This is a genomic window from Bradyrhizobium sp. T-1 (genome assembly GCF_053592855.1).
This window is the reverse complement of sequence record NZ_CM132115.1, coordinates 423,030-445,282: the sequence shown is the minus strand read 5'-3', so window position 1 is coordinate 445,282 and position 22,253 is coordinate 423,030. Positions and strand designations below refer to the sequence as shown.

Below are 22,253 nucleotides of genomic sequence, written 5' to 3'. Positions count from 1 at the left end.
GTCCGGGTTGCCGCGGGGGACCGGCTGGCCTACCTATGGCCCATGAAATTCCTCGACGAAGCAAAGGTCTATATCCGCTCCGGTGACGGCGGGAACGGCTGCGTGGCGTTCCGCCGCGAGAAGTTCATTGAGTTCGGCGGCCCGTCCGGCGGCAATGGCGGCCGTGGCGGCAATGTCATCATCGAGGTCGCCGACGGCCTCAACACGCTGATCGACTACCGCTACCAGCAGCATTTCAAGGCCCAGAAGGGCGAGAACGGCGCAGGCTCGGACCGCCACGGCGCCAACGGCAAGAACATCGTGCTGAAGGTGCCGATCGGCACGCAGATCTTCGACGAAGACCGCGAGACGCTGATCCACGACTTCACCAATGTCGGCGAAAAGTTCGTGCTGGCCGAGGGCGGCAATGGCGGCTTCGGCAACGCGCATTTCAAGTCGTCGACCAACCGCGCGCCGCGCAACGCCAATCCCGGCCAGCCCGGCGAGGAGCGCTGGATCTGGCTGCGGCTGAAGCTGATCGCGGATGCCGGTCTCGTCGGCATGCCCAACGCGGGCAAGTCGACTTTCCTTTCCAAGGTGAGCGCGGCCAAGCCGAAGATCGCCGACTATCCCTTCACTACGCTGCACCCGCAGCTTGGCGTCGTGAACGCCGACGGCCGCGAATTCGTGCTCGCCGACATTCCCGGCCTGATCGAAGGCGCGCATGAAGGCACCGGCCTCGGCGACCGCTTCCTCGGCCATGTCGAGCGCTGTCGCGTGCTGCTGCATCTGATCGACGCCACCTGTGAGCACGCCGGCAAGGCGTACAAGACCGTGCGCAAGGAGCTCGACGCCTATGGCGGGCTGCTCACCGACAAGATCGAGATCGTCGCCCTGAACAAGATCGACGCGGTCGAGCCGGACGAACTCAAGAAGCAGAAGGACCGGCTGAAGCGCGCCGCCAAGAAGACGCCGCTGTTGCTCTCCGGCGTTACCGGTCAGGGCGTCAAGGAAGCGCTCCGCGCGCTCGTGGATGTGATCGGCGAGGCTCCGGTCTCGGCCAAGGCCAAGAGCGCAGCTGAAGCGGAGCCGTGGTCGGCTTGATTTGGCGGCCTGAACTCTCTCCCCCACGTCGTCCCGGCGAAGGCCAGGACCCATAGCCACAGGGCGCGGTTTGGCGAAGACTCGTCGTTCGGTACTGCGACCGTTCACAACAGATGGGTCACGCGGTGGGTCCCGGCCTTCGCCGGGACGACAACTGAATGTACGGCCGGGAGCTGGTTGCCATCGCGATCTCGATAGCGCAGCATCCAACAATCAAGACACGACGGGATGATGCATGGCGCGCGCAAAGAACGTTCTCTGGATCATGTGCGACCAGCTTCGCTATGATTATCTCGGCTGCACCGGCCATCCCACGCTGAAGACGCCGAACATCGACGCCATGGCCAAGCGCGGCGTGCTGTTCTCCAAGGCCTATGTGCAGTCGCCAATCTGCGGTCCGTCGCGGATGTCGTTCTACACCGGCCGCTATATGCGCTCGCACGGCTCGCACTGGAATGGCTGGCCACTTCGTGTCGGCGAGCCCACGCTCGGCGATCACCTCAAAAAGATCGGCGTGCGTAACGTGCTGGTCGGCAAGACCCACATGGCACCCGACCTGGAGGGCATGAAGGCGCTCGGCATCCCGCCGGAATCGATGATCGGCGTCCATGTCGCCGAATGCGGCTTCGAGCCCTATGAGCGCGACGACGGCCTGCATCCGACCGGACGGCCGCGCCCGAAATACGACGAGTATCTGCGCCAGCAGGGTTTTGACGCGACCAACCCCTGGGAGCATTGGGCCAATTCAGGCGCGGCGGAAGACGGCTCATTGCAGAACGGCTGGCTGCTGGTGCACGCCGACAAGGCCGCGCGCGTGCCGGACGAGCATTCCGAAACGCCCTACATGACGCGCCGCGCGATGGATTTCATCAGCAAGGCCGAGACCGACGGCCGACCCTGGTGCCTGCATCTGTCCTATATCAAGCCGCACTGGCCCTACATCGCGCCGGAGCCCTACGCGAGCATGTATTCGACCGATGACATGATCCCGGCGATCCGCTCGGAGCGCGAGCGGCAGAATCCGCATCCGGTGTTCGGCGCCTACATGGACATGCGCTACTCCCGCAACATGGCGCGTGACGAGGCCCGCGAGAAGGTGATCCCGACCTATATGGGCCTGATCACCCAGATCGACGACCAGATGGGCGTGTTGATGAAGTTCCTGGAGGAGCGCGGCCTTCTGGACACGACCATGATCGTGTTCACCTCCGATCACGGCGACTATCTCGGCGATCACTGGATGGGCGAGAAGGACCTGTTCCACGAGCAGTCGGCCAAGATTCCGCTGATCATCATCGATCCCTCGCAGGAGGCCGACGCCACGCGCGGCAGGCACAGCGACGCGCTGGTGGAAGGCATCGATCTGGCGCCGACCTTCGTCGATTATTTCGGCGGCAAGGTGCCGGGCCACATTCTCGAAGGACGCTCGCTGCTGCCGCTGCTACGCGGCCCCACGCCGGGCGATTGGCGCAAGGTGGCGTTCTCCGAATATGACTACGCCATGCAGGACGTACGGCTGAAGCTGAACCAGCCGATCGAGCGCTGCCGCCTGTTCATGGTGTTCGACGGCCGCTGGAAATACATCCACGCCTCCGGTTTCCGTCCGATGCTGTACGATCTAGAAACCGATCCGGACGAGTACGTCGATCGTGGCGACGATCCCGAATGCGCCGGCATCATCGCGCGGCTCCAGGCCGAGCTGTTCGACTGGGCGCTGCATCCGAACGACCACATCACCACGCCGCGCGAGAAGATCGCGGCCTATGCCGACAACCAGCTCCAGGTGAAGGGCGGCGTCTTGATCGGCATCTGGGACGAAGCCGAGCTCGCCGCGATCAGGGACGGCATCGCCCAGCGCGCGAAGATGTAGGCTTCATGGTGAGGAGGCGCGACAGCGCCGTCTCGAACCGTGCAGACCCTGCTGGCACAGCCGGGCCTTCCATTCTTCGAGACGCGCGCAGGAGCGCGCTCCTCAGGATAAGGGATAGAGCACCGGCTAGCTAGCAATCAAGCACGCGCCCTTCAAATTCCGGCTTACCTCGCACCAGAAAGAGTCGGTACCACTCGATATCCGCCGTGATTGCCGCATGATTGTCGGTCACCGACATGACGTGGATCCGTCCGCTTCCGGAATGAAAATGCACGCAGGTAATCCGCTGCCATTCGTCCGGCGAAGGCGGCTGATCGCTTGATATCAGCTCAATCCAATGATCGTTGAGGTCCGCTTCCGTGCCGATCATCCGGAACGCGGGAACGCCGGCAAAGCCGCGTTTGGATTTCGCAGCATCCCAGTTCCAGTCATCCTCGCTGCCAAGCGAGCTCAATGGATCGTCGCACACGACGATCTGATAATTGCTGGCAAATAATCGGGCAGCACCGAGCAAGCGCTGAGTCATGTCCAGCACCTCAGTTAAAATCGGGCTCTAATTCTCGATCTTGTATCCCGTCGCCTTCACGATCGGCTGCCAGAAGGCCGTGTTCGCGGCGAGCTCCTTGGCGAGCCCATCCGCGCTGCTCCCGACCGGGATCAGCCCGATCGTCGTGAGCTTCTCCTTCACCTCGGGCTTGGCGAGCGCGGCGCTTGCGGCCGCGCCAAGCTTGCTCGCAAACTCCGGCGGGCTGCCGGCTGGAAGCCACATGCCGTACCAGGCGTCCGCGACCAGATCGATGCCACTCTCCTTCAACGTCGGAACATCGGGCGCGAACGGCGAACGCTCCGCGCTCGACACGGCGATGATCTTCAAACTCTTGGCGCGATGCTGCGGCAGCGCGTCCGCCAACGTCGTGATGCCGAACGAGATGTGGCCGCCGATGATATCGTTGAGGATCGGCGCGCTGCCCCGATAGGGCACGCGGGTCAGCGGGATGCCGAGATCCTTCTCGAGCTTGGAGCCCATGAAGTGCGGAATGGTGCCGTTGCTCGGCACGCCGAACGAGGTCTTGTCGGGATGCGCCTTCAGCCAGGCGACGAATCCCTTGAAGTCCGCAACATCCATGGCCGGGCCAACCACCAGCGCGAACTCGAACCGCGCGAGCAGCGACACCGGCACGAAATCCTTGGCCGTATCGAAGCTCGGCGTCGTCTCGACCATCGGCAGCAGGTACATGGTGGGACCCGTCGTCACCAGCACCATGCTGCCGTCGGGGCTCGCACCCTTCACCGATTTGATGCCGATCAGGCCGTCACCGCCGGTGCGGTTCTCGACCACGATGGTTCGTTGCAGCACCGGGGAGATTTCCTGCGCGATCAGCCGGCACAGCGTGTCGCCGCCGGCCCCCGCCGCGAACGGAAAGATGATCTTGCTCAGCCCGGTCTGCGCTTGCGCTTCACCTGCCTGCGGCAGCAGCGGCAGCCCAAGATATCCCCCAAGACATCCGGCCATGAATTTGCGGCGATCCATTCGCTTCCTCTTTCAGCCCATTGTTGGTTGGCGGCATTAGAGCCGGACCGGCGTTCAAGACAAGGCCGACCTTCGCCGTTTACCGTTCCCGCCGCCTTGCGCCGGCCATCGTCCTGCTGCAAAAGCAGGCCTCGACCGGCGCCGCCTCACGCTCCGCCGTTTCCAGAGCAACTCGCAGCAACACGCCAAAACATACACACATGGCCAGCCCCGAACTCAGTCAATTCCGCCGCATCGTCGTCAAGGTCGGCTCCGCCCTGCTGGTGGATTCCGACAGGGGCGAGGTGCGCGCGTCCTGGCTCGCGGCGCTTGCGGACGACATGGCCAAACTGCACAAGGAGGGCCGCGATGTCCTCGTGGTATCCTCCGGCTCGATCGCGCTCGGCCGCAGCCGGCTCAAATTGCCGCGCGGCCCGCTGAAGCTGGAAGAGAGCCAGGCCGCCGCTGCCGTGGGCCAGATCGCGCTGGCGCGGATCTGGTCGGAGGTGCTCGGGGCGCACGACATCGGCGCCGGGCAGATTTTGGTCACGCTGCAGGACACCGAGGAGCGCCGCCGCTATCTCAACGCGCGCTCCACCATCGGCAAGCTTTTGGAGTGGCGCGCCATCCCCGTGATCAACGAGAACGACACGGTCGCCACCACCGAGATCCGCTACGGCGACAATGACCGCCTCGCCGCGCGCGTCGCGACCATGGCGAGCGCCGACCTGCTGGTTCTGCTCTCCGACATCGACGGGCTCTACGACGCGCCACCGAAGAACAACCCGAACGCCAAACTGATTCCGGTGGTCGAGAGCATCTCCTCCGAGATCGAGGCCGTGGCGGGAGACGCCGAGTCCGAGTTGTCGCGCGGCGGCATGCGCACCAAGGTCGAGGCGGCAAAGATCGCAACCACCGGCGGTACGCATATGCTGATTGCGTCCGGCAAGATCGAGCATCCCCTGCAGGCGATCGCCAATGGCGGTCGCTGCACCTGGTTCCTGACCCCGGCCAATCCCATCACGTCGCGCAAGCGTTGGATCGCGGGCACGCTGGAGCCGAAGGGGACGCTGACCATCGACGCCGGCGCCGTGACGGCACTGCGTGCCGGCGCCAGCCTGCTGCCGGCCGGCGTGATCAAGGTCGAGGGCCAGTTCGCCCGCGGTGACGCCGTGATCGTCCGCGGCCCCGACACCAGCGAGGTCGGCCGCGGCCTGATCGCCTATGATGCCGAGGTCGCCGAGCGGATCAAGGGTCGCTCGTCTCCGGAGGTGATGACCATCCTCGGCATCAGCGGCCGCTCCGAGATGATCCATCGCGACGATCTGGTGGTGGGCGGCTAAGGCCGGCTATTGCATGTCGGCGGCATCCATATCCTGCCGGCCGTGCATCACACGAATAATCTCCACCCCATCGGGCAACGGAACATAGAAGATCACGTAGTTGCCGACTGGAAAGCTACGCAAGCCTGCGCGCAATTCCCGTCGCTCTCGTCCGGCCAACGGGTTCTCCACCAGCATCTCGAAAATCTCGCCGATGCGCCCGATCTGCTTCTCGGCGGCCCGCACGCTGTCCGAAGCAATGAAGTCCCAGATCGAATCGAGATCGAGGTCTGCTTGCGGAGCCTTGCGAAATCTATTCGCCACGTTTGCGCGCTGCCAACCGCTGCCGTCCCCGCGTCTTGATGTCGTTCATCCATTCATGGATATCGACTTCTTCCATCGGTCCGCTGTCAAACCCCTTCTGGATTTCCTCGCGCAACGCCTCCAGCTTGAGCTTGCGGCGCTCCTCGCGTTCCTCGACGAGGCGAAGGCCTTCGCGCATGACCTCGCTGGCGGTGGCGTAGCGGCCACTCTCGACCAGATTGTCGATCAAGTTCTCGAAATGCTTGCCTATGCTGTAGCTGCTCGCCATGGGAGGCTCCGTTATCAAGTAATGATACTTATTGATATTCCGGCCACCTGCAAGGCTTCGCCAGGCCTCCAGCCAACCCCGGCCGTTGGCCGACCCGGGGGCGCAACCGGGAGTACCTGCCATACCCTCCCCGCCCTTCGCAGACGCGGGAATTCCGTGCTAGGACACCGCCTTAGCAGAAGGTTTTGACCCCATGGCCACCCCCCTCAAAGCCGTCGACGGCAATGCCGATCTTCAGGCTCTGATGTCCGATCTCGCAGCCAAAGCTCGCGCCGCTGCGCGCGTGCTGGCGCTGGCGCCGCCGGAGCAGAAGAACCGGGCACTGGAGGCCATGGAGCGGGCGATTCGCAGCAATGCGGCAGCGATCCTCGCCGCCAATGCCGAGGATGTCGCCGAAGCGCGCGTCTCCGGCAACATGACCTCTTCCTTCATCGACCGCCTGACGCTGACGCCGGCGCGCGTCGAGAGCATGGCCGAAGGCATCGCCGTCGTGCGCGGCATCGCCGATCCCGTCGGCAACGTCACCGAGAGCTGGCAACGGCCGAACGGCATGACCATCGAGCGCGTCCGCGTGCCGCTCGGCGTCGTCGGCGTGATTTTTGAGAGCCGGCCGAACGTTGCGGCGGACGCCGGCGTGCTGTGCCTGAAATCAGGCAATGCCGTGATCCTGCGCGGCGGCTCGGATAGTTTTCGCTCGTGTCGCGCGATCCATGAATGCCTGGTGCAGGGCCTGCGCGAAGCCGGTCTGCCCGAGGCCGCGATCACGCTGGTGCCGACGCGTGACCGCGCGGCAGTCGGCATGATGCTGTCGGGCCTCAACGGCGCCGTCGACGTGATCGTGCCACGCGGAGGCAAGAGCCTCGTCGCACGCGTCGAGCAGGAAGCGCGCGTGCCCGTGTTCGCGCATCTCGAAGGCGTCAACCATGTCTACATCGATGCCAGCGCGGACCTTGCCATGGCGAAGTCGATCGTGCTGAACGCCAAGATGCGCCGCACGGGCGTTTGCGGTGCGGCCGAGACGTTGCTGGTCGATCGCGCGGCTGCAGCGAAAAACCTGAAGCCGCTGGTCGAGATGCTGATCGAGGCCGGCTGCGAAGTGCGCGGCGACGACGCGGTGCAGAAGACCGATTCGCGCGTAAAGCCCGCCAGCGAAGACGATTGGGACACCGAATATCTCGACGCGATCATCGCGGCGAAGGTGGTCGACGGCGTCGACGGTGCGATCGCGCACATCCAGGATCACGGCTCGCACCACACCGATGCGATCGTCAGCGCGGATGAGGCTGCTGCGAAGAAATTTCTCAGCGAGGTCGATTCCGCAATCGTGCTGCACAACGCCTCAACGCAGTTCGCCGATGGCGGCGAGTTCGGCTTCGGCGCCGAGATCGGCATCGCAACCGGCCGCTTCCACGCCCGTGGCCCTGTCGGCGCCGAGCAGTTGACGAGCTTCAAATATCGCGTCCATGGCACAGGGCAGACGCGGCCGTAAGGCATGGCGCGAGGCGCGGGGCATTGAGCAACAATTTCGTCGTGCCGCATTTCGTGGCACAAGCGGTCCCGCCCTACACAGAGGGCATGCGCATCGGCCTGCTCGGCGGCTCATTCAACCCGCCGCATCAGGCCCATCGCGCGATCAGCCGGTTCGCGCTCAAGCGATTGCAACTCGATCGCGTCTGGTGGCTGGTCACCCCGGGCAATCCGCTCAAGGAGAACGGCAATCTGCATAAGCTCGGCGAGCGCATGCAGGCGGCGCGCGACGTCGCTGATGACCCCAGGATCGAGGTCAGCTGTCTCGAATCCGTCATTCGTACCCGCTATACTATCGACACGATCAACACCTTGCGCCGCCGCTTCTCGGGCCTGCGCTTTGTCTGGATTATGGGCGCCGACAATCTCGCTCAATTCCACCGTTGGCAGGACTGGCGGCGTATCGCCGGCCAGGTGCCGATTGCAGTCATCGACCGCCCGCCGCAGAGCTTTCGTGCCCTCGCCTCTCCCGCAGCCAAGGCGCTGGCGCGCTACCGCCTGCCGGAGAACAGGGCAGCGCTGCTTGCAGACCAACCGGCGCCGGCGTGGGTATTCCTGACGGGACTGAAGCTGAACCTGTCGTCAACGGGCCTGCGGAACCCGGACGGGAGCTGGAAAGGTACAATGTGAGGCGAAGTGTGCGGATGTTGTGGGGACTCCGGGCTCTCTGGCATATTGAAACCCTTAACCCCACATGATGTAGTGTAACCGGTGAGCGCTGGATTCGGCGTTCGCGATACAGTGAAAGGAATGGTCCCTGACCACATCTGTATTGTCCAAGTCTGTTTTACCGAAGGCAAAACCGGCGCGTAAAACATCGACCAAAGCTGCGGCCTTGAAGGCGCAACCCGACGCCGACAAGACGCTGAGCCTGATCCTCTCCCGCCTCGACGACATGAAGGCGGAGGAGACGGTCACCATCGACCTTCGCGGCAAATCGGCGTACTCCGACTACATGATCGTCACTACCGGCCGGGTGAACCGGCACGTCGGCGCGATCGCGGAGAACGTCGCCAAGGGCCTCAAGGAAAACGGCATCAAGAACATCCACGTCGAGGGCTTGCCCAATTGCGACTGGGTGCTGATCGATTCCGGCGATGTGATCGTGCACGTGTTCAGACCCGAAGTCCGCGAGTTCTACAATCTCGAGAGATTGTACACGCAGGGCCCAGGGGCGGCGAAGGCGATCTAGGCCTATTTGGCCGATTTCGAATCGGTTGACGCGCATGCTAGCGTCGTGCGCGCGCAATCTGCGCGCGGTCTGGAAAACACGACCCTGAAGATATCATGCGTGTTGCTGTCATTGCGGTGGGCCGGCTGAAGCAGGGCCCCGAACGGGAGCTTGCCGACCGCTATTTCGAGCGGTTCGACGAGGCCGGCCGCAAGCTCGGATTCCGCGAGCTCACGATTCACGAAATCCCCGAGAGCCGTGCGCGCGACACCGCGACGCGCATGTCCGAGGAAGCCGCGGCGATCTCCGCGCACATCCCGGACAAATCGATTCTGGTGGCGCTGGACGAGCGCGGCCAGAATCTGGACTCTACCGTATTCGCACGGCATCTCGGGCGCTGGCGCGACGAGGGTGCCGGTCATACTATCTTCGTGATCGGAGGGGCGGACGGACTTTCGCCCGAATTGCGCCGTAAGGCCAAGCTCGCGATCGCGTTCGGCTCTGCGACCTGGCCGCATCAAATGGTCCGCGTCATGCTTCTGGAACAGCTATACCGGGCCGCCACCATCCTGGCCGGCCATCCCTATCATCGCGCGTGATTCGCGCCACGACGAGCACCTTGCCCAAGAAACCTTGCCCAAGAACCTTGCCCCAACAGATGCGAGCGCCGATCCTCAATCTGCTGCTGATTGCAAGCTGCGCCAGCGCAAGCCTCTTCGCTGAAGAAAGCCTCGCGCAAGCCCAGACGGCGCCACAGGCCGCTGCCGTCTCGCCCGACGCCATCAAGCAGCGCGAGCAGGAGCTGGAAGCCGCGCGCGCCAGGCAGAAGAGTGCGGAGGAGGCTCAGGCCAAGCTCAAAGCCGAGATCTCCTCGCTCGGCCAGGATCGCACCCAGCTCAATCAGCAATTGATCGACACCGCCGCCAATGTCCGTGCCGTCGAGACCAAGATCGACGAGGCCGAGGCACGGCTGCGGACTCTGAACGGCCGCGAGCAGGAAGCGCGCTCTTCGCTCGATTCGCGTCGCGCCGACATCGTCGAGGTGTTGGCGGCCCTGCAACGCGCCGGAAGGCGCACGCCACCGGCGCTGCTGGTACGGCCCGAGGATGCGCTGCAATCGCTGCGCACCGCGATGCTGCTCGGCGCCGTGGTGCCGGAATTGCGCGGCCGCGCCGAGAAGATCGCGAGCGAGCTCGGCGAGCTCGTGGCCTTGCGCAAGAGCATCGCGAGCGAACGCGACCAGCTCGCCTCCGACCGCGACAAGATCCGCAGCGACCAGACCCGGCTCACCGCGCTGGTCGACGAGCGGCAGCGCCAGCAGGCCTCGCGCGAAAAGGATCTCGACGCCGAGAATTCGCGCGCGATCACGCTGTCAAAGCAGGTCGGCGATCTCCAGGGGCTGATCGCCAAGATGGAGCAGGACCTGCAAAGCGCCGCCAAAGCGGCGGAGAAGGCGGCCGAGGCCGCAAAACAGGCCGAGGCAAACGCGGCCGCAGCGGCGGCCAGCGCCAAGCCCGGCCCGGCCGTCTTCAAGGACCGGTCCCGGACCAGCCCGGCGATCCTGTTCGCCTCGGCCAAGGGGCTCCTGCCTTTGCCGGTTAACGGTAACAAGATCAGGGACTTTGGCGGTTCCGACGGGGTCGGCGGGGTCCAGAAGGGCATTTCGCTGGCCACCAAGCCTGGGTCCCAGGTCACCACCCCGTGCGACGGCTGGGTGGTCTATGCCGGCCCGTTCCGCAGCTATGGACAACTCTTGATCCTCAATGCCGGGGGCGGGTATCATGTCCTGATCGCCGGGATGGAGCGCATTTCGGTCAACATCGGTCAGTTTGTGCTCACGGGGGAGCCGGTCGCGACCATGGGATCGACATCTCAAGTCGCCTCCATTCTCGCCACGAACGCGAGTCAACCTGTGCTGTATGTCGAGTTCCGCAAAGACGGCACTCCAATCGATCCAGGCCCATGGTGGGCCGCAAATGAAGGCGAGAAGGTTCGCGGATGATGCGCAAGACTTCAGTTATCCTCCTCAGCGCGGCCACCGGTGCGGCGCTGACGTTGTTCGTGACCCAGCCGCGCGCAGTGTTCATGGGCTCCAGCGCGCGGGCCGCAACCGCTGACACCTATCGCCAGCTCAATCTGTTCGGCGACGTCTTCGAGCGCGTGCGCTCCGACTATGTCGAGAAGCCCGACGACACCAAGCTGATCGAGTCAGCCATCAGCGGCATGCTCACCGGCCTCGATCCGCATTCGAGCTACATGGATGCCAAGAGCTTCCGCGACATGCAGGTGCAGACCCGCGGCGAGTTCGGCGGCCTCGGCATCGAGGTCACGATGGAAGACGGCCTGATCAAGGTGGTCTCGCCGATCGACGATACGCCCGCCTCGCGCGCCGGCGTCATGGCCAACGACATCATCACCAATCTCGACGATGAGGCGGTGCAGGGCCTGACCCTGAACCAGGCGGTCGAGAAGATGCGCGGCCCCGTCAACACCAAGATCAAGCTCAAGATCATCCGCAAGGGCCAGGACAATCCGATCGACGTCACGCTCGTGCGCGACAACATCCGCGTCCGCTCAGTGCGCGCGCGCGTCGAGGCCGACGACATCGCCTATATCCGCATCACCACCTTCAACGAGCAGACCACCGAAGGCCTGAAGAAGGAGGTCGCCAACCTCTCGACCCAGATCGGCGACAAGCTCAAGGGCTACATCATCGACCTCCGCAACAATCCGGGCGGCCTGCTCGAGGAGGCCGTCACCGTCTCCGACTCGTTCCTGGAGAAGGGCGAGATCGTCTCGACCCGCGGCCGTAATGCCGAGGAGACCCAGCGCCGCACCGCGCATGCGGGCGACCTCACCAAGGGCAAGCCGGTCATCGTGCTCGTCAACGGCGGTTCGGCCTCGGCGTCGGAAATCGTCGCCGGCGCGCTGCAGGACCAAAAGCGCGCGACCATCGTCGGCACGCGCTCGTTCGGCAAGGGCTCGGTGCAAACCATCATCCCGCTCGGCTCGGGCAACGGCGCGCTGCGCCTCACCACCGCGCGCTACTACACGCCGTCGGGCAAATCGATTCAGGCCAAGGGCATCGTGCCCGACATCGAAGTGCTTCAGGACGTGCCGGATGAGCTGAAGTCGCGCACCGACACCAAGGGCGAGGCTTCGCTGCGCGGCCACCTCAAGAACGACGGCGACGAGAAGACCGGCTCGCAGTCCTACGTTCCGCCGGACGCCAAGGACGACAAGGCGCTCAAGCTCGCCGACGACCTGCTCCACGGCATCAAGAACAGCGCGTCCGCAGCGCCCACGCCGGGCAGCGACAACAAGGCCGCGCCTGCGGACAAGCCGAAAGCGGCGAACTAGGCGCGCCAACCGATCTGACGAAAAGGGCGGCTCCTGGAGCCGCCCTTTTTGCTTGGAACTCCTGGTGTCCCCGGCCTATCCCGGCCTGCCGCCGCTTGACCTCGGCGTGGTATCGTCGGTGGAGTGATTCGGGATCGCGCATGACTGAAACGGCCGATGATCTGAGCGCCCCGCTCGGACAGGACAAGCCGCGCCGGAAACGGCGGCTGCGGCTGCCGTTCACGGCCATGCAACTGCTGGCGGTCATGCTCGGCCTGTTCCTGGTCGCCTTTGCCGGCTTCGCCATCTTCAACAAGGACCCGCTCGGCGGCGAGCCGATGACACGGATTGCGATCCGCGATCCCAAGACAGCGGACAAGGCGACGGACGCGAAGCCCGCCGCGGGCCACGGCGAAGAGCACGCCCAGGAGAGCAAGGCCGCGGCCAAGGAGGCACCGAAAGAGGCCGCCTCCGGCGAGCACAAGACCGTCACCATGATCGACGGCTCGACCGGCGCACGCCATGACGTGGTGATCGGCGCTGGCGATGCCGCGGACAAGGGCGAATCTGCCTCAACCCCGCCGCCAGTCATGGCCGGAATCGACCCGAAACTGCTGGAGAAATCCCGCTACGGCATGATCCCCGCGGTCTCCGGCGATCTCAAGCCATTCAACGTCTACGCCGCCGAGGCCGACCGCGCCAAGGCCGCGAAAATGCCGGTCGTGGCGGTCGTGATCGGCGGCCTCGGCGTTGGCGCCGCCAAGACCACCGACGCGATCATGAAGCTGCCGGGCGCAGTGACGCTGGCCTTCACGCCCTATGGCGCCGACCCCGGCAAGCTCGCCGAGCGCGCCCGCGCCCAGCGCCACGAGATCTTCCTGCAGATCCCGATGGAGCCCTACGACTTCCCGGATAACGATCCCGGCCCGCAGACGCTGCTGACCTCGCTCACCGCCGACCAGAATACCGATCGCCTGTACTGGCACCTGAGCCGGATGCAGGGCTATGCCGGCATCACCAATTTCATGGGCGCCCGCTTCGTCGCGACGGAGCCGGCGATGCAGCCGATCATCCGCGAGGCCTCCAAGCGCGGGCTCGGCTTCTTCGACGACGGCTCTTCGCCCCGCAGCATCGCGCCGCAGGCAGCTGCGAGCCTGGCGGTGCCGTTCGGCAAGGGCGACATCGCGCTCGACGCGGTGCCGACCCCGACCGAGATCGACCGCGCCCTGAACAAGCTGGAATCGATGGCCCGCGAGCGGGGCGTCGCCGTCGGCACCGCCTCCGCACTGCCAGTCTCCATCGAGCGGGTCGGCGCCTGGATCAAGACATTGAGCGACCGGGGTATCCTTTTGGTGCCATTGACAACCGCGATGCTGAAATCAAAATCCAGCTAAATCAACGAATTGGTACGCCACGGGCCTGAGCGCCTGATAGCGTCCCGGCAGTACGCGAGAGGGTTTGGCGGAATGGCGCGTTATGAGGATCTGCCCTACCGGACCTGCGTCGGGGTGATGCTGATCAACACGAAGGGACTGGTGTTCATCGGCCGTCGCGCCGGCGGCATCGAGCATGTCGACGACGGCCATGTCTGGCAGATGCCGCAGGGCGGCGTCGATCCCGGCGAGGACAATTGGGAGGCCGCCAAACGCGAGCTCTATGAAGAGACCAGCGTGCGCTCGATCGAGCGGCTCGGCGAGGTGCCGGACTGGCTGATCTACGACATTCCGCGCACAGTGGCGGGGCGCGCCTGGAAGGGCCGTTACCGCGGCCAGCGCCAAAGGTGGTTCGCGGTGCGCTTCACCGGCAAGGACAGCGAGATCAACGTCGAGAAGCCCGGCGGCGGCGGCCACAAGGCCGAATTCGTCAGCTGGCGCTGGGAGCCGATGAAAAACCTCCCCTCACTGATCATCCCGTTCAAGCGCCCGGTCTACGAGCGCGTGGTGAAGGAATTTTCCGCGCTCGCGGATGAGTAAATCCGTTGCCGTCGTTCCGGGGCGATGCGACAGCATCGAACTATGGTGCGCAATCGCGCACCTGAGAACCTCGAGATTCCGGGTTCGCGCAACGCGCGCCCCGGAATGACGAAAGATGCATCAGTGACGATCGAAAAACCCTACCGTCCCAATGTCGGGATCGCCCTCTTCAATGCCGATGGCCATGTGCTGATCGGGCACCGCTTCAAGGGCGACGGCCCCGAGATCATCTTGCCCGGGCTCGACTGGCAGATGCCGCAGGGCGGCGTCGACGAGGGCGAGGTCTTGCGCGATGCCGCCATGCGCGAGCTCTGGGAGGAGACCAACGTCGTCAGCGCCGACTATCTCGGCGAGACCGACTGGCTCACCTACGAATTCCCACCGTATGACGGACCGCAGACGCATCGGCTGGCAAAATTCCGCGGCCAACGCCAAAAGTGGTTCGCGCTGCGCTTCACCGGCAAGGATGACGAGATCGATCCGCTGACGCCGCGCAACGGCCAGCCGGCAGAGTTCGATGCGTGGCGCTGGGAGCGTCTCGACCGCGTCGCCGATATCGTGGTGCCGTTCCGCCGCGAGGTCTATCGCGCGGTGGCGCGTGAGTTCGCGTCCTTCGCAAGCTGAAAACGCGAAAACAACCCCATGCACAGTAGCTGGGGGTTTTCGGCGCGATGCGCGGCGGAATCGACGAAGCTGCTGAGACAGCCGGTGAAATCAGCGCAAGCGCGCAAGCGTTCGCGTCAATTCGTCGGCCCGACCGTGAACGGGCCGATCGCAATCACATGGCACTCGCTGTCGTGCTTGGCGCAGTCGGCGAGCGCGGTGTTGACGGCGGTCTGCTCGTCAGCGGCCTTGAGGCCGAGGCCGGGGCGGCCTGCGGTGCCGACGGCGACCGCATTCCAACCCGTGCCTTCGCCGAGCTTGCGCACGACCTCGTCGCGCGCATCGGCCACGATCGAGGAATTGGTCGCGGCATGGAAGAAGCCGTTGGGCCTCAGCAGGGTCGGAATCGGCACGACGAAGACATCGTCGACCGCCACGATCATGCAGGCCGAGCCTGCAAACGCACCGCAGGATTCCAGCGAACGCCGCGTCGTTTCCTCAGGCGATGATGCCCCCAGCGCCATGAAATATTGCCCGCCCGGACCGAGCGCGACCGAGCGCGATTTTGCCGCCGGCGCGTACATGTTTTCCACGCGCGTCCTGGCCTGATCACGCAGCATCGGAAAATCTTTCGCCACGAACGGGCGCTCGGTCGTGGGGTCGTGCCGCACCCAGGGCTGCGGCGGCATTGGCGGATTGCCGCGGCTGTAGACGACCTTGTTGCCGAGCGCATAGAGCTCGCAACGCCGCGGCGATTGCGCGGCATCGGCGCGCTTCTGGCACTGGTCGAGCGCGGTATTGCGCGCAGCCTCCTCGTTCGGCTGATTGAGCGCGGAGCCGGTGAAGCCGCCTATGTTGAGGGCGAAGGCCTTGTAGTCGCCGGCGGCGGCATATTCGTTGCTGAGAGAGGCACGTTGGCGCTCGCCGATGAACGGCACCGCATCCACGGCAATCTTGCCGGCGGATGCGGCCGGCGGCGGGATCGGCGTCGGCATCGCGGCCGTCGTGGTGGTCTGCGTCGGCGTCGATGTCGGCAGGGGCGCGGGCGCCTTCTCGGCCACCGTCGGCGTCGGGCTGGGTGACGGCGCAACAGCCGGACTTGGCACGGGCGATGCCGCAGTGGATTTGACCTGCGCGGTCTCGAGCTTGGTGAAGTAGAGGAAGCCGCCGACGCCGATCGCGACGACCGAGACCACGCCGACCACCAGCGGCCACATCCAGTTCGGCGCGGGCTCCGCCTTGGCGACCTTCTTCAGCTGCGGCGTCGCATAGGATCCGTCCTCGCGCCGCATCGCCACCATGTAGGCGTGCACCGGCGTCGGGATGTTCTTCACTTCCTGCGCGCCGATATCGGCGAACTGCACCGACAGCTTGTTGGCGACCTGCTCGTGCACGGCGCGGGAGACGCAGATGCCGCCGACCTCGGCTAGCCCTTCGAGCCGCGCCGCGATGTTGACGCCGTCGCCGAGCAGATCGCCGTTGCGCTCGACCACGTCGCCGATGGTGATGCCGATCCGGAACGACATCTGCCGGCTCGGCGGATAGGCCATGTTGCGGGTTCGCAAGCTCTCCTGGATGTCGATCGCGCAGCGCACCGCGTCCACCGCGCTCGGGAATTCCGCGAGCACGGCATCGCCGGCGGTGTTGAAGATGCGTCCGCTGGCCTTGGCGATGAAGTCGTCGATGACTTCGCGATAGGATGCCAGACGCCGCAGCGTCTCTTCCTCGTCTTCCGCGACCAGCCTTGAGTAACCGGCAATATCGGCTGCGAAAATCGCTGCGATCTTGCGTTTCATCTGCTACCCGCCCCGGAACAAATTCGCGGTCGCAGAATGCCGCTAGTTCCGGCGCGGTGCAACAAAGTTTCAGCGCCCGCCACTTCCGTGACGAGCGCTGAACTTATTCAGGAATTCTAGACCCGATGCCCCGGAGCAGGTGCGCCGGGGCTTAGTGCATAGCCGTGGTATTGAGCTGCTGCTGAATGCTCTTGAAATGATCGAGCCGTGCGATGGCCTGATCGAGCTCGCCGCCTTCGTGCTCCTTCAGGCCTTCTTCCATCTCCGAGATGGTCTCGGCGAACTGGGCACGATCGAGCTCGGCCAGCGAGGTCGCGACGTCGGCGAGCACGGTCAGGCCCTTTTCGGAGACTTCGGCGAGACCGCCGAGCACGATGATCTTCTCGTGCTTGCCGCCGGTGGTGACGGTGAGGATGCCGGGACGGATCGCAGCCACGACCGGCGCATGACCTGCCAGCACGCCGAAGTCACCCTCGACGCCGGGAATGTCGACCTGGTCGACTTCGCCCGAGAACGCGAGCTTTTCCGGAGAGACGAGATCGAAGTGGAAGGTGGCCATGGGAAACCTTGCGAATAGCGAATGGCGAATAGCGAGTGGCGGGGAGGAGCAGCGAAACCATTCGCTACTCCCCATTCGCCATTCGCGCCTTAGGCAGCTTCCGCCGCCAGCTTCTTGCCCTTCTCGACCGCCTCTTCGATCGTGCCGACCATGTAGAAGGCGGCTTCCGGCAGGTGGTCGTACTTGCCTTCCACCAGGCCCTTGAAGCCCTTGATGGTGTCGGCGAGGTCGACGAACTTGCCCGGCGAACCCGTGAAGATTTCGGCGACGTGGAACGGCTGCGACATGAAGCGCTCGACCTTGCGGGCGCGGGCCACGGTCAGCTTGTCCTCTTCCGAAAGCTCGTCCATGCCGAGAATGGCGATGATGTCCTGGAGCGCCTTGTAGCGCTGCAGCACCTGCTGGACCTGGCGGGCGACCGCATAATGCTCTTCGCCGACGACCAGCGGGGAGAGCATGCGCGAGGTCGAGTCGAGCGGGTCCACCGCCGGATAGATGCCCTTTTCAGCGATCGAGCGCGACAGCGTGGTGGTCGCGTCCAAGTGCGCGAACGAAGTCGCGGGCGCCGGGTCGGTCAAGTCGTCGGCCGGAACGTAGATGGCCTGCACCGAGGTGATCGAGCCCTTCTGCGTGGTGGTGATGCGCTCCTGCAGCGCGCCCATGTCGGTCGCGAGCGTCGGCTGATAACCCACGGCGCTCGGAATACGACCGAGCAGCGCCGACACTTCCGAGCCGGCCTGGGTGAAGCGGAAGATGTTGTCGACGAAGAACAGCACGTCCTGGCCCTGGTCGCGGAAGTCTTCCGCGATGGTCAGACCCGTGAGCGCGACACGGGCGCGGGCACCCGGGGGCTCGTTCATCTGGCCGAACACCAGCGCGCACTTCGACTTCACGCTCGGATCCGGATTCTTCGGATCGGCGTTGACCTTGGACTCGATGAACTCGTGATAGAGGTCGTTACCCTCGCGGGTGCGCTCGCCGACGCCGGCGAACACGGAGTAACCACCGTGCGCCTTCGCGACGTTGTTGATCAGCTCCTGAATCAGCACGGTCTTGCCGACGCCGGCGCCGCCGAACAGGCCGATCTTGCCGCCCTTGGCGTAGGGCGCGAGAAGGTCGACGACCTTGATGCCGGTGACGAGAATTTCGGCTTCGGTCGACTGGTCGGTGTAGGTCGGCGCTTCCTGGTGGATCGCGCGCAGGCCTTCGGTCTTGACCGGACCGGCTTCGTCGATCGGCTCGCCGATGACGTTGATGATGCGGCCGAGCGTGCCTTCACCGACGGGAACGCGGATCGGCGAACCGGTGTCGGTCACTTCCTGGCCGCGGACCAGACCTTCGGTGGTGTCCATCGCGATGGCGCGGACGGTGGACTCGCCGAGATGCTGGGCGACTTCGAGCACTAGGCGGTTGCCGCCGTTCTTGGTCTCGAGCGAGTTGAGAATGGCCGGCAGGTGGCCCTCGAACTGCACGTCGACGACGGCGCCGATGACCTGGGTGACGCGACCGAGCTGGGCTGCCATTGAATGTCTCCTTCGATCCGAACTTGTAGGCCACGGTCAATTTGACCGGGATGTTGCGTTTGACGGTTACTGAAGCGTCTTGGTCAGACGGCCTCGGCACCCGAGATGATTTCGATCAGTTCCTTGGTGATCTGCGCCTGACGCGTGCGGTTGTAGACCAGCGTCTGCTTGCGGATCATTTCGCCGGCGTTGCGCGTCGCGTTGTCCATCGCGCTCATCTGAGCGCCGTAGAACGAAGCGTTGTTCTCGAGCAGCGCGCGGAAGATCTGGACCGCAAGGTTGCGCGGCAGAAGACGGGTGAGAATTTCGTCCTCTTCCGGCTCGTATTCGTAAGAGGTCGTGGCAGCGGCAGCGCCCTCCTCGACGACCAGCGGAATGATCTGCTGGGCGGTCGGGATCTGCGCGATCACCGAGCGGAAGCGGGAGTAGAACAACGTGCAGACGTCGAACTCGCCGTTGTCGAATCGCGCCAGAACTTTCTTGGCGATGTCCTCGGCGTTGACGAAGCCGAGCTGCCGAACGCTGCGCAGGTCGAGATGCTCGACGATCTGCTTGTCGAACAGGCGGCGGAGCTGCTCGTAGCCCTTGCGGCCGACGCAGAAGAATTTCACTTCCTTGCCCTGCGCCATCAGCGCCTGGGCCCGCTCGCGGGCGAGACGCACGATCGACGAGTTGAAGGCGCCGGACAGGCCGCGCTCGCCGGTGCAAACCAGCAGCAAATGAACCTGGTCGCGGCCGGTGCCGGCCAGCAGCACCGGCGCGCCGGGCGAACCCGCGGCGGCGCTGGCGATGTTGGAGATCACCGCGCTCATCTTGTCGGCATAGGGACGTGCAGCTTCCGCGGCGGTCTGCGCGCGGCGCAGCTTCGAGGCCGCGACCATCTGCATGGCCTTGGTGATCTTCTGCGTCGCCTTGGTGGAGGCGATGCGGACGCGCATGTCTTTAAGTGAAGCCATTCTTCGTTCACCCCGGCGGTTCGACGCTTATGATCGAGCCGCTAGCCTATCCCAGTCGTCATGCCCGGGCTCGTCCCGGGCATCCACGTCTTTGTCTCCACGCCGTGAAGCGTGGATGGCCGGGACGTCAATTGCGAAGACGCGCTTCGCGCTTTAGCCCGGCCATGAACGCGCTTAAGCGAAGCTCTTCGCGAAGCCCTCAACCACCGACTTCAGCTTGGCAGCGGTGTCGTCGGAGAGGTCGCGGCTGTCGCGGATCGAGTTGAGGATGTCGGCGTTCTTGCCACGCAGCAGCGACAGCAGACCGTCCTCGAACGCACGCACCTTGTTGACCGGGAGCGGATCGAGATAGCCGTTGGTGCCGGCCCAGATCACGCAGACCTGCTCTTCCATCTTCAGCGGCGAGAACTGCGGCTGCTTCAGGAGCTCGGTCAGGCGCGAACCGCGGTTCAGCAGGCGCTGGGTCGAGGCGTCGAGGTCGGAGCCGAACTGCGCGAACGCCGCCATTTCGCGGTACTGCGCGAGCTCGCCCTTGATCTTGCCGGCGACCTTCTTGGTGGCCTTGGTCTGCGCCGACGAACCGACGCGCGACACCGACAGACCGACGTTCACCGCGGGACGGATGCCCTGGAAGAACAGGTCGGTTTCCAGGAAGATCTGACCGTCGGTGATCGAGATGACGTTGGTCGGAATGTAGGCCGACACGTCGTTGGCCTGGGTTTCGATGACCGGCAGCGCCGTCAGCGAGCCGGAGCCCTGGTCCTTGTTGAGCTTCGCCGCGCGCTCGAGCAGGCGGGAGTGCAGATAGAACACGTCGCCGGGATAGGCTTCGCGGCCCGGCGGACGGCGCAGCAGCAGCGACATCTGGCGGTAGGCGACTGCCTGCTTGGACAGATCGTCATAGATGATGACGGCGTGCATGCCGTTGTCGCGGAAGTACTCGCCCATGGTGCAGCCGGTGAACGGCGCGATGTACTGCATCGGCGCCGGATCCGACGCGGTGGCGGCGACGACGATCGAGTATTCGAGCGCGCCCTGCTCTTCCAGCACCTTCACGAACTGGGCAACGGTGGAACGCTTCTGACCGACCGCGACGTAGACGCAGTACAGCTTGATGTTCTCGTCGGGCTGCGCGTTGAGCGGCTTCTGGTTCAGGATGGTGTCGAGCGCGATCGCGGTCTTGCCGGTCTGACGGTCACCGATGATCAGCTCGCGCTGGCCGCGGCCGATCGGGATCAGGGCGTCGATCGCCTTGAGGCCGGTCGCCATCGGCTCGTTCACCGACTTGCGCGGAATGATGCCCGGCGCCTTGACGTCGACGCGCATACGCTTGTCGGCCTGGATCGGGCCCTTGCCGTCGATCGGGTTGCCGAGGCCGTCGACCACGCGGCCGAGCAGACCCTTGCCGACCGGCGCGTCCACGATGGCGCGGGTGCGCTTGACGGTCTGGCCTTCCTTGATCTCGCGGTCGGCACCGAAAATAACGACACCGACGTTGTCGGTTTCGAGGTTCAGCGCCATGCCGCGGGTGCCGTTCTCGAACTCGACCATTTCACCGGCCTGGACGTTGTCCAGACCGTAGACGCGGGCGATACCGTCGCCGACGGACAGCACCTGTCCGACTTCGGAGACTTCAGCTTCCTGGCCGAAATTCTTGATCTGGTCCTTGAGGATCGCGGAAATTTCCGCGGCGCGGATGTCCATCAGCCTGCCTCTTTCATCGCGTGCTTGATCGAATTGAGTTTGGTGCGAAGCGAACTATCGATCATGCGGCTGCCAAGCTTCACGACGAGGCCACCGATGATCGAGGGATCGATCTTCACGTTGAGCGCGACGTCCTTGCCGGTCACCGACTTCAGGGCAACCTTGAGAGCGTCGAGATTCTTGTCAGAGAGCGCTTCCGCCACCGTGACGTCCGCGGTCGTCTCGCCCTTGAACTTGGCGACGAGGGCGCGGTAGGCGCGGATGACGTCAGCCACCGCGAACAAGCGGCGGTTGGCGGTCAGCACCTTGAGGAAATTGGCGGAGATGCCAGCAATGCCCGCCTTGTCCAGAACGGCCGAAAGGGCCTTGGACTGGGCGTCAGCCGCGAAAACCGGACTACGGACGAGACGCTTCAGATCGACGCTCTCGTTCAGCAGACCCTCGAACTTGTCGAGATCGGCCTTGACCTCGTCGACCAACTTCTGGTCGCGGGCCAGTTCAAACAAGGCCGTTGCATAACGGCCCGACACACCTGAAACGGACGTATCTTCTGCAGCCACAGACGCGCTCTTTTTGCTGTCAAATTCGCAAGGGAAAAACCGTCGCCACAACGCGGCGCCTAGCGATCCAAGCCCTTGGAATTCAAGCGGGACTTCGATTTTCGACCGACACGGGAAGTGCCGGGCTCGTTAAAATCGCGGCTTTGCTAACATAGCAGGCGCGCA

22 protein-coding genes are annotated in these 22,253 nt (G+C 64.6%); 12 read left to right on the top strand and 10 right to left on the bottom strand.

Features of this window, described 5'->3' with window-relative positions; all coding sequences use genetic code 11:
* The first annotated feature begins 42 nt into the window (after positions 1–42).
* Entirely contained in the window at positions 43–1,083 is a 1,041-nt protein-coding gene (gene obgE, locus ACWAT4_RS02140) for a GTPase ObgE (RefSeq protein ID WP_212303131.1), read from the top strand.
* Between the two features lie 235 nt (positions 1,084–1,318).
* Positions 1,319–2,953 (top strand): alkaline phosphatase family protein, encoded by a 1,635-nt coding sequence (locus tag ACWAT4_RS02135; RefSeq protein ID WP_449729694.1) that lies wholly within the window; start codon positions 1,319–1,321, stop codon positions 2,951–2,953.
* A 130-nt stretch (positions 2,954–3,083) separates the two neighbouring features.
* Here ACWAT4_RS02135 and ACWAT4_RS02130 read toward each other — a convergent pair whose 3' ends face one another.
* Positions 3,084–3,479: a hypothetical protein gene (locus tag ACWAT4_RS02130; RefSeq protein ID WP_212303133.1), complete on the bottom strand. Its 396-nt coding sequence runs from the start codon at positions 3,477–3,479 to the stop codon at positions 3,084–3,086.
* Between the two features lie 27 nt (positions 3,480–3,506).
* Positions 3,507–4,484 (bottom strand): Bug family tripartite tricarboxylate transporter substrate binding protein, encoded by a 978-nt coding sequence (locus ACWAT4_RS02125; protein ID WP_449729693.1) that lies wholly within the window; start codon positions 4,482–4,484, stop codon positions 3,507–3,509.
* A gap of 200 nt (positions 4,485–4,684) precedes the next feature.
* Between ACWAT4_RS02125 and proB the strand changes: the two genes are divergently transcribed.
* On the top strand, positions 4,685–5,806 hold the full coding sequence (gene proB / locus ACWAT4_RS02120) for a glutamate 5-kinase (RefSeq protein ID WP_212303135.1): 1,122 nt from the start codon (positions 4,685–4,687) through the stop codon (positions 5,804–5,806).
* Positions 5,807–5,812: 6 nt separating this feature from the next.
* Here the strand turns inward: proB and ACWAT4_RS02115 are convergent, their stop codons facing one another.
* Together ACWAT4_RS02115 and ACWAT4_RS02110 are read right to left on the bottom strand one after the other, a co-directional pair.
* On the bottom strand, positions 5,813–6,109 hold the full coding sequence (locus ACWAT4_RS02115; RefSeq protein ID WP_212303136.1) for a type II toxin-antitoxin system RelE/ParE family toxin: 297 nt from the start codon (positions 6,107–6,109) through the stop codon (positions 5,813–5,815).
* The gene (locus ACWAT4_RS02110) at positions 6,099–6,377 is read right to left on the bottom strand and encodes a type II toxin-antitoxin system ParD family antitoxin (RefSeq protein WP_212303137.1); all 279 of its coding nucleotides are present in this window, start codon (positions 6,375–6,377) and stop codon (positions 6,099–6,101) included. Before ACWAT4_RS02110 ends, ACWAT4_RS02115 begins: the two co-directional genes overlap by 11 nt.
* A 193-nt stretch (positions 6,378–6,570) precedes the next feature.
* Between ACWAT4_RS02110 and ACWAT4_RS02105 the strand changes: the two genes are divergently transcribed.
* From ACWAT4_RS02105 to ACWAT4_RS02065, 9 genes are all read left to right on the top strand, one after another.
* A complete protein-coding gene (locus ACWAT4_RS02105; RefSeq protein WP_449729692.1) occupies positions 6,571–7,866 on the top strand; it encodes a glutamate-5-semialdehyde dehydrogenase in 1,296 nt (431 codons plus the stop codon).
* A gap of 23 nt (positions 7,867–7,889) precedes the next feature.
* Positions 7,890–8,534: a nicotinate-nucleotide adenylyltransferase gene (locus ACWAT4_RS02100; RefSeq protein WP_449729691.1), complete on the top strand. Its 645-nt coding sequence runs from the start codon at positions 7,890–7,892 to the stop codon at positions 8,532–8,534.
* Positions 8,535–8,739: 205 nt separating this feature from the next.
* On the top strand, positions 8,740–9,096 hold the full coding sequence (gene rsfS / locus ACWAT4_RS02095) for a ribosome silencing factor (protein ID WP_027515020.1): 357 nt from the start codon (positions 8,740–8,742) through the stop codon (positions 9,094–9,096).
* A 95-nt stretch (positions 9,097–9,191) separates the two neighbouring features.
* Positions 9,192–9,674, top strand: a complete 483-nt coding sequence (gene rlmH, locus ACWAT4_RS02090; protein WP_212424068.1) for a 23S rRNA (pseudouridine(1915)-N(3))-methyltransferase RlmH — start codon at positions 9,192–9,194, stop codon at positions 9,672–9,674.
* Between the two features lie 59 nt (positions 9,675–9,733).
* The gene (locus ACWAT4_RS02085) at positions 9,734–11,077 is read left to right on the top strand and encodes a murein hydrolase activator EnvC family protein (protein ID WP_449729690.1); all 1,344 of its coding nucleotides are present in this window, start codon (positions 9,734–9,736) and stop codon (positions 11,075–11,077) included.
* A complete protein-coding gene (locus ACWAT4_RS02080; RefSeq protein WP_212303142.1) occupies positions 11,074–12,435 on the top strand; it encodes a S41 family peptidase in 1,362 nt (453 codons plus the stop codon). Before ACWAT4_RS02085 ends, ACWAT4_RS02080 begins: the two co-directional genes overlap by 4 nt.
* 140 nt (positions 12,436–12,575) lie before the next feature.
* Entirely contained in the window at positions 12,576–13,808 is a 1,233-nt protein-coding gene (locus ACWAT4_RS02075; RefSeq protein ID WP_449729689.1) for a divergent polysaccharide deacetylase family protein, read from the top strand.
* A 72-nt stretch (positions 13,809–13,880) separates the two neighbouring features.
* Entirely contained in the window at positions 13,881–14,387 is a 507-nt protein-coding gene (locus ACWAT4_RS02070; RefSeq protein ID WP_212424070.1) for an RNA pyrophosphohydrolase, read from the top strand.
* A 123-nt stretch (positions 14,388–14,510) separates the two neighbouring features.
* Positions 14,511–15,011, top strand: coding sequence for an RNA pyrophosphohydrolase (locus ACWAT4_RS02065; RefSeq protein WP_212424071.1), 501 nt, complete (start codon positions 14,511–14,513; stop codon positions 15,009–15,011).
* Between the two features lie 116 nt (positions 15,012–15,127).
* Here the strand turns inward: ACWAT4_RS02065 and ACWAT4_RS02060 are convergent, their stop codons facing one another.
* From ACWAT4_RS02060 to ACWAT4_RS02035, 6 genes are all read right to left on the bottom strand, one after another.
* Positions 15,128–16,786, bottom strand: a complete 1,659-nt coding sequence (locus ACWAT4_RS02060) for an adenylate/guanylate cyclase domain-containing protein (RefSeq protein ID WP_449729688.1) — start codon at positions 16,784–16,786, stop codon at positions 15,128–15,130.
* 151 nt (positions 16,787–16,937) lie between these two features.
* Entirely contained in the window at positions 16,938–17,345 is a 408-nt protein-coding gene (locus ACWAT4_RS02055) for a F0F1 ATP synthase subunit epsilon (protein ID WP_212303147.1), read from the bottom strand.
* A gap of 89 nt (positions 17,346–17,434) precedes the next feature.
* Positions 17,435–18,868, bottom strand: a complete 1,434-nt coding sequence (gene atpD / locus ACWAT4_RS02050) for a F0F1 ATP synthase subunit beta (RefSeq protein WP_212303148.1) — start codon at positions 18,866–18,868, stop codon at positions 17,435–17,437.
* A gap of 83 nt (positions 18,869–18,951) precedes the next feature.
* Positions 18,952–19,824 (bottom strand): F0F1 ATP synthase subunit gamma, encoded by an 873-nt coding sequence (locus ACWAT4_RS02045; RefSeq protein WP_212444447.1) that lies wholly within the window; start codon positions 19,822–19,824, stop codon positions 18,952–18,954.
* Between the two features lie 174 nt (positions 19,825–19,998).
* On the bottom strand, positions 19,999–21,528 hold the full coding sequence (atpA, locus tag ACWAT4_RS02040) for a F0F1 ATP synthase subunit alpha (RefSeq protein WP_212303150.1): 1,530 nt from the start codon (positions 21,526–21,528) through the stop codon (positions 19,999–20,001).
* Positions 21,528–22,088, bottom strand: coding sequence for a F0F1 ATP synthase subunit delta (locus ACWAT4_RS02035; RefSeq protein WP_449729687.1), 561 nt, complete (start codon positions 22,086–22,088; stop codon positions 21,528–21,530). The genes atpA and ACWAT4_RS02035 overlap by 1 nt, the downstream gene beginning before the upstream one ends.
* Between the last annotated feature and the right edge of the window lie 165 nt (positions 22,089–22,253).

Coding starts and splice junctions, on each gene's coding strand:
- obgE (WP_212303131.1), top strand. CDS start 43: ATGAAATTCCTCGACGAAGCAAAGGTCTATATCCGCTCCGGTGACGGC.
- ACWAT4_RS02135 (WP_449729694.1), top strand. CDS start 1,319: ATGGCGCGCGCAAAGAACGTTCTCTGGATCATGTGCGACCAGCTTCGC.
- ACWAT4_RS02130 (WP_212303133.1), bottom strand. CDS start 3,479: ATGACTCAGCGCTTGCTCGGTGCTGCCCGATTATTTGCCAGCAATTAT.
- ACWAT4_RS02125 (WP_449729693.1), bottom strand. CDS start 4,484: ATGGATCGCCGCAAATTCATGGCCGGATGTCTTGGGGGATATCTTGGG.
- proB (WP_212303135.1), top strand. CDS start 4,685: ATGGCCAGCCCCGAACTCAGTCAATTCCGCCGCATCGTCGTCAAGGTC.
- ACWAT4_RS02110 (WP_212303137.1), bottom strand. CDS start 6,377: ATGGCGAGCAGCTACAGCATAGGCAAGCATTTCGAGAACTTGATCGAC.
- ACWAT4_RS02105 (WP_449729692.1), top strand. CDS start 6,571: ATGGCCACCCCCCTCAAAGCCGTCGACGGCAATGCCGATCTTCAGGCT.
- rlmH (WP_212424068.1), top strand. CDS start 9,192: ATGCGTGTTGCTGTCATTGCGGTGGGCCGGCTGAAGCAGGGCCCCGAA.
- ACWAT4_RS02085 (WP_449729690.1), top strand. CDS start 9,734: ATGCGAGCGCCGATCCTCAATCTGCTGCTGATTGCAAGCTGCGCCAGC.
- ACWAT4_RS02080 (WP_212303142.1), top strand. CDS start 11,074: ATGATGCGCAAGACTTCAGTTATCCTCCTCAGCGCGGCCACCGGTGCG.
- ACWAT4_RS02075 (WP_449729689.1), top strand. CDS start 12,576: ATGACTGAAACGGCCGATGATCTGAGCGCCCCGCTCGGACAGGACAAG.
- ACWAT4_RS02070 (WP_212424070.1), top strand. CDS start 13,881: ATGGCGCGTTATGAGGATCTGCCCTACCGGACCTGCGTCGGGGTGATG.
- ACWAT4_RS02060 (WP_449729688.1), bottom strand. CDS start 16,786: ATGAAACGCAAGATCGCAGCGATTTTCGCAGCCGATATTGCCGGTTAC.
- ACWAT4_RS02055 (WP_212303147.1), bottom strand. CDS start 17,345: ATGGCCACCTTCCACTTCGATCTCGTCTCTCCGGAAAAGCTCGCGTTC.
- atpD (WP_212303148.1), bottom strand. CDS start 18,868: ATGGCAGCCCAGCTCGGTCGCGTCACCCAGGTCATCGGCGCCGTCGTC.
- ACWAT4_RS02045 (WP_212444447.1), bottom strand. CDS start 19,824: ATGGCTTCACTTAAAGACATGCGCGTCCGCATCGCCTCCACCAAGGCG.
- atpA (WP_212303150.1), bottom strand. CDS start 21,528: ATGGACATCCGCGCCGCGGAAATTTCCGCGATCCTCAAGGACCAGATC.